The 328-nt window shown below is 46.6% G+C and carries 1 protein-coding gene; it reads right to left on the minus strand.

The genetic code is table 11. The annotated features are described in order from the left end of the window. A partial coding sequence (locus ACXAGJ_RS24755) for an Ig-like domain-containing protein (RefSeq protein ID WP_474843879.1) occupies nt 1–328 on the minus strand: 328 nt, incomplete at both ends.

A 328-nucleotide genomic window follows, 5' to 3' on the forward strand; every position in this document is an offset into this window, starting at 1 on the left:
TATCGGTATCTCCATCAGCATCTTCAATCTCATAGGTGATCGTTACCGGACCATTATAGTCTAAGGCTGGAGTAAAGTCAATCGTATCATCCGTCGGATCGTTTGGCGTACCTCCATTGTTTACTACTGCAGTTCCTACCGCAGCTGGGATGGCAGTTACATTGATCGTTCCGGTACTTGGACCATCGCCTCCAAAGCTATCATTTCCTAATACTGCAATGTTGGTCGTTCCACTATCTTCTGCGACATCAGCAGGTGTATCATTTACTGCCGTTGGCGTATCGTCTACTGGGGTTACATCAAAAGTAACCGTAGCCGTATCGGTATC

It is taken from the genome of Aquimarina sp. AWH4_224, assembly GCF_056160245.1.